General features: G+C 70.5%; 7 protein-coding genes and 1 pseudogene. 4 read left to right on the forward strand and 4 right to left on the reverse strand.

Features of this window, described 5'->3' with window-relative positions; translation table 11 throughout:
- The coding region (locus tag B9G38_RS13805; RefSeq protein ID WP_143415466.1) for a class I tRNA ligase family protein at positions 1-601 on the reverse strand (601 nt) is incomplete at its 3' end.
- A gap of 52 nt (positions 602-653) precedes the next feature.
- Positions 654-1,775 (reverse strand): pyridoxal phosphate-dependent aminotransferase, encoded by a 1,122-nt coding sequence (locus B9G38_RS13810; RefSeq protein ID WP_086220742.1) that lies wholly within the window; start codon positions 1,773-1,775, stop codon positions 654-656.
- 152 nt (positions 1,776-1,927) lie between these two features.
- Between B9G38_RS13810 and B9G38_RS13815 the strand changes: the two genes are divergently transcribed.
- Positions 1,928-2,428: a metal-dependent hydrolase gene (locus B9G38_RS13815; RefSeq protein WP_049931154.1), complete on the forward strand. Its 501-nt coding sequence runs from the start codon at positions 1,928-1,930 to the stop codon at positions 2,426-2,428.
- 49 nt (positions 2,429-2,477) lie between these two features.
- On the opposite strand, the gene B9G38_RS13820 is transcribed toward B9G38_RS13815, so the two are convergent.
- Positions 2,478-3,269 (reverse strand): PHP-associated domain-containing protein, encoded by a 792-nt coding sequence (locus B9G38_RS13820; RefSeq protein WP_086216110.1) that lies wholly within the window; start codon positions 3,267-3,269, stop codon positions 2,478-2,480.
- A gap of 130 nt (positions 3,270-3,399) precedes the next feature.
- On the opposite strand from B9G38_RS13820, the gene B9G38_RS13825 reads away from it, so the two are divergent.
- Complete coding sequence (locus B9G38_RS13825) at positions 3,400-3,699, forward strand: hypothetical protein (RefSeq protein ID WP_004596437.1); 300 nt, start codon at positions 3,400-3,402, stop codon at positions 3,697-3,699.
- Between the two features lie 25 nt (positions 3,700-3,724).
- Here B9G38_RS13825 and rocF read toward each other — a convergent pair whose 3' ends face one another.
- Complete coding sequence (rocF, locus tag B9G38_RS13830; RefSeq protein WP_086220743.1) at positions 3,725-4,630, reverse strand: arginase; 906 nt, start codon at positions 4,628-4,630, stop codon at positions 3,725-3,727.
- Between the two features lie 132 nt (positions 4,631-4,762).
- On the opposite strand from rocF, the gene B9G38_RS13835 reads away from it, so the two are divergent.
- Together B9G38_RS13835 and B9G38_RS13840 are read left to right on the forward strand one after the other, a co-directional pair.
- Complete coding sequence (locus tag B9G38_RS13835) at positions 4,763-4,981, forward strand: hypothetical protein (RefSeq protein WP_086220744.1); 219 nt, start codon at positions 4,763-4,765, stop codon at positions 4,979-4,981.
- 109 nt (positions 4,982-5,090) lie between these two features.
- Positions 5,091-5,444 (forward strand): annotated as a pseudogene (locus tag B9G38_RS13840) (Rrf2 family transcriptional regulator); the annotation flags it as partial.
- Positions 5,445-5,497 lie beyond the last annotated feature (53 nt).

Below are 5,497 nucleotides of genomic sequence, written 5' to 3' on the forward strand. Positions count from 1 at the left end.
GGTCCTCGACGTCCTCGTACTCGACCTCGTTGTTGGCGAGCCCGGTCTCGCAGCGCGGGCACTGCGAGATGGACCGCTTCCCCTGCTCGACGAGCCCGTTGTCGGCGACCTCGGAGAACGCCCACCAGGCGGCCTCCATGTACTCCGGCGAGATGGTCTCGTACGGGTCGTCCCAGTCCATCCACGCGCCGATGGATTTGAAGTCCTCGTCCATCGCCGCCCGGTTCTCCAGGGCGAACTCCTTACACTTCTCGATGAACGGCTCCATGCCGTACTCCTCGATGTCCCGCTTGTTCTCGAAGCCGAGCTCCTCCTCGACTTTCACCTCGATCGGGAGCCCGTGCATGTCGTATCCCGGGCGGTCGGTGACGCGGTGGCCGGTCATCCGCTTGTACCGGATGACGGCGTCTTTCAGCGTCTTGTTCCAGGCGGTCCCGAGGTGCATCTGCCCGGAGGTGTACGGCGGGCCGTCCACGAAGAAGAACGGCGGATCGTCGGCGTGCGCCTCCTTCGCCGCCTCGTAGGCGTCGTGGTCGTCCCAGTACTCGTCGACCGCGGTCTCGACGTCCGCGGGCGCGTACTGGTCGTCGATCTGCTCCATACGCGTTGGTCTGCGCGCGCGTATTTGAATACGGCGGAGTCGTGGGAACGGTTCAGCCCGCGTCGGCGGGGCCGCCGTCGAAGTAGTCCGCGAGCCGCTCAGCCGCCTCGGTCGCTCGGGGCGTCACCAGCGCGAACCGGATCCACTCGTCGCGGGCGGTGCCGAACGCCTCGCCCGGCATCCCGGCGACGCCGGCCTCGTCGATCAGGCGCTTGACGTTCGCCATCGTGCCGGGGAACCCGTCGAAGCGCGCGAGGACGTAGAAGGCGCCCTCCGGGCGGCCGTACTCCGCGCCCGCCGCGTCGAGGGCGGCGGCGAACGCGTCGACGCGGTCAGCGAGCAGGTCGCGCGACGCGGCGTAGTAGTCGGACGGCGTCTCTTCGAGCGCGTGGTACACCGCGTACTGAGAGGGGCGCGCCCCGGTGACGTTGACGAGCATGTGTCGGGTCTTCGCGTCGCCGACGTGCGCCTCGGGGAACACCCCGTACCCGACGCGGAAGCCCGTGATGGCCATCGACTTCGAGAAGCCGCTCGTGACGATGACGCGCTCGGAGTCCAGCGTCAGCGCCGACTCGAACGAGCCGGTGAGATCGAACCGGTCGTACACCTCGTCGACGACGACGAGCGCGTCGACGGCCGCCGCGATTTCGACGACCTCGCGGACCGCGTCGAGGTCGTAGACGGCGCCGGTCGGGTTGTTCGGCGTGTTGAGGACGACGAGTGCCGTGTCCTCGCTCGCCGCCTCGCGGATCGCGTCGACGTCGAGCCCGCCGTCGCGCGCCGTGGGCACGAGCGTCGGCTCCCCACCGAGCAGGTGCGTCTTCCCGGGGTAGTACGGGTACACCGGGTCCATCAGGAGCGCCTCGTCACCAGCGTCGCGGTCCAGCGCCCGGGCCATCGCGAGGTAGTTCGCCTCGCCGGTGCCGTTGGTGACGACCACGCGCTCGGGGTCGACGCCCCGGCGCTCGGCGATCGCCCCGCGGAGCTCTCGGAGCCCGTCGCTCGGCGGGTACTGGAAGTCGGCTGGCGGGAGGTCGGCGTACTCGCGGAGGGCCTCTCGGAGCGCGGCGGGCGGCTCCCAGTCGGGGTTGCCGCTCACCATGTCGATGACGTCGCCGTCGGCGGCCGCGGCGTACTGCATCACGTGGAAGAACTTCGGCTCCTCGTACTCCATACGGTCGGGTCGGACGCGCCCGCCGTGGCTCTTTCGGCCCGGGAGCGTTCGGCCCGTGAGTGGACCCCGGTCGACGGCGAGGCGGTGCGATCCTCTCCGGGCACGCCGCCCGGATCCGGTGGTTTGACCTGCCGACCCGCACACGCAGAGACATGAACAAACGCGGCCACGTCCTCAACGGCCTGCTGCTCGCCCTGGGGCTCGGCTTCATCGTCGAACCGGGTCTCGACGCGGCGACCGCGACGACCGTCGCCGAGATCACCGTCCCCGTCGTGTTGGGGGCGCTGTTCCCCGACGTGGACACCGCCTTCGGCCGTCACCGGAAGACGCTCCACAGCCTCCCCGTGCTCGCGGTGTTCCTCGCGTATCCGATCGTCTTCGGCAACCTCCAGTACGTGTGGATCGGCGTGTTGACCCACTACGTCCTCGACGTGGTCGGCAGCCGACGCGGCATCGCGCTGTTCCACCCGTTCTCGGACCGTGAGTTCGGAATGCCGAGCGGCGTGACGACGAGCAGCAAGTACGCCGACCTCGTCACGGTGGTCATCACCGGGGTCGAGCTGACGGCATTCTGGGCGATTCACACCTACGTCGTCAGCCTCGACCTGGACCTGTCCGCGGCGTCGGAGGCCGCGGCGGGCTTCGGGCTCTGACCGGGAAGCCGATCGGGATCCGGGCCGCCCCGAGACGCTCGCACGGCCGCTATTCGTAGACGCTCACGTCGTCGAATCGCCCCTCGTATGCGACGTTCGACGGGAGGGTCGGTTCGTTGCCGGAGAGGAACATTCGGTCGAGCTTCGTCCACGTGTTCTCGTAGCCGAGGTGCGCGAACTCCACGAGCCCGCGGAGCCGGTGGCCCAGTCCGCCGCGGTGGATCACCGTTCGGGGGCGTCGCTCGCGGAAGGCGTCGGCGACCGCTTCGGCGTCGTCGAGGTCGCCCTCGAAGGCCGTCCACGCCTCGCCGACCGTGCCGGGGAGGTGCGCGTACGAGGATCCGAACCCGGCGCAGCCGGTCTCCGTCGCGGTCCGGCGGGCGCGCGCGTTCTGGTGGGGGAGCAGCTTGGTGTTGTACGTCTCGACCGCGTCGATCCGGGCGGCGTGCGCGTCGACTTCGGGTCGCGTGAGCGAGATAGTGGCGAACCCGGGGTGCGGGACGAGGACGGCCGCGTCCTGCCGCTCGAACTCGGCCATCGCTCCCTCGAAGGTGATGTAGTCGGGGACGGGATCGGAGAGTCCGAGGACGAGGAGGTGTCGCCGGTTCCCCCAGTCGCCGGTGAACACCTCGCGGGCGGGGACGACGGTCAGCTCGTCGTCGGTGTACCGGGCCGCACGCTCGCTGATCGTCGGGAGGCGCGTGAAGTGCGGCGCGTACACGAGCGCGTCGATGTCGCGCGCCTTCGCCCGGGCGACGACCTCGTCGTCGAGTATCTTGACGTGGGCGTCGACGCGCGTTCTCGATCGGGTCACGGTCGCACGGTCGTCGCGCCCGCGCAAAGGCGTATCGTTCGACGACGGCAGTGCCGCCACCGCGGTCGCCGCCGCGGCGGCGACCGCCCCCGCCGGCGGCAGGAACGCCCGCGCGGTGTTGGGAAACCGTTAATCCCCCTCGGGCAGGAGTTCGGGTATGGCCCCTCGCTGGACGTGCGGCATCGGCGACTGCGACGCCGCCTTCGACGACGTGGAAGCGGCGATCGTCCACCAGACGAACGAGCACCAGCGCCACGAGTGTAAGGTGTGCGGCACCATCGTTCCGGACGGCTACTTCGCGATCCGCCACGCGTTCGACGAGCACACCCGCGCCGAGTTCGTCCGCGCGTACGACGCCGACTCGGCGGCGGTCCGCCGGCGCGAGGAGATCAAAGGCGAGATAGAGTCCGCGGCGGACCTCCAGCGGGTCGTCGAGGAGCTCGACCGCGGCGTCTGACGCGTTCGGATCGACCGGCCTCGATTCAGAGGACTCGCTTCCCGAACGCGCTCGCCGCCAGCTCCGTCGCCAGCTCGGCCGTCTCGTTGTGCTGGTCTAGGGTTGGGTTCACCTCGACGATCTCCATCGAGCGGAGCGCGTCCGTCCCGTCGACGATCTCCATCGCGCTGTGCGCCTCGCGGTAGGTCACCCCGCCGCGGACGGGCGTCCCGACGCCGGGCGCCGCGTTGGGGTCGAGCCAGTCCAGGTCGAGGCTGACGTGGATCCCGTCGACGCCGGCTGAGGCGACGTCGAGCGCCTCCTCGGTGACCTCGGTGATCCCCCGCTCGTCGATGTCCGACATCGTGTACGCGGCGAAGTCGCGCTCACCGATCAGCTCCGCCTCCGCCTCGTCGACCGAGCGGAGGCCGACCAGGGCGACGTTCTCCGGCGAGAGCCCCGGCGCGTTCGCCCACTCGGCGTCCGCGAACTCGTCGATCCCGAGCGCGGCCGCCAGCGGCATCCCGTGGACGTTGCCGGACGGCGTCGTCGCGGGCGTGTTGAGGTCGGCGTGCGCGTCGAACCACACGGCGCCGATCTCCGCGTCGCGCGCGGACCCGGCGAGGCTCCCGATGGCGATGGAGTGGTCGCCCCCGAGCGCCAGCGGCACCTCGCCGCCGGCGAGCGTCGCGGCGACCTCGTCGCCGAGCCGCCGGCAGACGTCGGCCGTCTCGCGGAGGAACTTCGCTTTCCCCTCGGTGGGCGCGTCAGCGTCCGGATCCCGCTCCTCCGCCCGCGGCACGGGGAGGTCGCCCGCGTCGACGGTCTCGACGCCGGCGCCGGCGAGCTGCTCGGCGAGGCCGCCGTACCGGATGGCCGACGGCCCCATGTCGACCCCGCGTCGGTTCGCCCCGTAGTCGGTCGGCGCGCCGATGATCCTGACCGTGGTCATACCGGCTACGCGGCGCGCCGGCGCTTCAATGGCGGGGGTCGAGCGCGCCCGCCGCGCTCGCTCACCTCGGTTCCCCGTTCACGACCGGCCGGATCGGACATCGTTTTGCGCCCGGGCCCCCACGAGGCGGGTATGAGCAGCTCCGACCCCCGGTCGGTCGACCCCGGGGACATCGAGCCGATCGGCGCGACCATCGCCGTCGCGTTCACCGGCGCGGCGATCGGACTGGTCGGCGCCGCGGTCTCGTTCGTCGCCGCCGACTTCGGGCTCGCGCTGATCGGCGTCGGCGTGGTCGTCGCGCTGTCGAGCCCGCTCGCGTACGTACGGATGAAGCGGCTGCGCGGCGAGTGAGGCGGAGCGCGCAGTCCGGACGGCGTCCCCGCTCGTCGGGGGTGTCCCACACGATCATTTATAAGTGAATTCCATCGCATTTAAGCGGGGGCGTCGTGTATTCGCCACCATGTCATCGATCGAGCTCACGTCGAGCCAGAAAAGCATCCTCTCGGCCCTCATCAACCTCTACGGGGAACAGGAGGACGCCGTGAAAGGCGAGGCGATCGCCGAGGAGGTCGACCGCAATCCGGGGACGATCCGCAACCAGATGCAGAGCCTCAAGGCCCTCCAGCTGGTCGAGGGCGTACCCGGTCCGAAGGGCGGCTACAAGCCCACCTCGAACGCCTACGAGGCGCTCGACATCCAGCGCATGGACGAGCCGGCGAACGTCCCGATCTACCACGAAAGCGAGGAGCTCGAGGGGGTCAACGTCGACGGGATCGACCTCTCCAGCGTCCACCACCCCGAACTGTGCCGTGCCTAGACCCACGTCCAGGGCTCGGTCCGCGGCATCCGCGACGGCGACAGCGGCAC

Source organism: Halorubrum sp. SD612, from assembly GCF_002135005.1.

Bases quoted from the DNA above. Each gene is read 5' to 3' on its own strand.
- B9G38_RS13810 (WP_086220742.1), bottom strand. From the start codon at position 1,775: ATGGAGTACGAGGAGCCGAAGTTCTTCCACGTGATGCAGTACGCCGCG.
- B9G38_RS13815 (WP_049931154.1), top strand. From the start codon at position 1,928: ATGAACAAACGCGGCCACGTCCTCAACGGCCTGCTGCTCGCCCTGGGG.
- B9G38_RS13825 (WP_004596437.1), top strand. From the start codon at position 3,400: ATGGCCCCTCGCTGGACGTGCGGCATCGGCGACTGCGACGCCGCCTTC.
- rocF (WP_086220743.1), bottom strand. From the start codon at position 4,630: ATGACCACGGTCAGGATCATCGGCGCGCCGACCGACTACGGGGCGAAC.
- B9G38_RS13835 (WP_086220744.1), top strand. From the start codon at position 4,763: ATGAGCAGCTCCGACCCCCGGTCGGTCGACCCCGGGGACATCGAGCCG.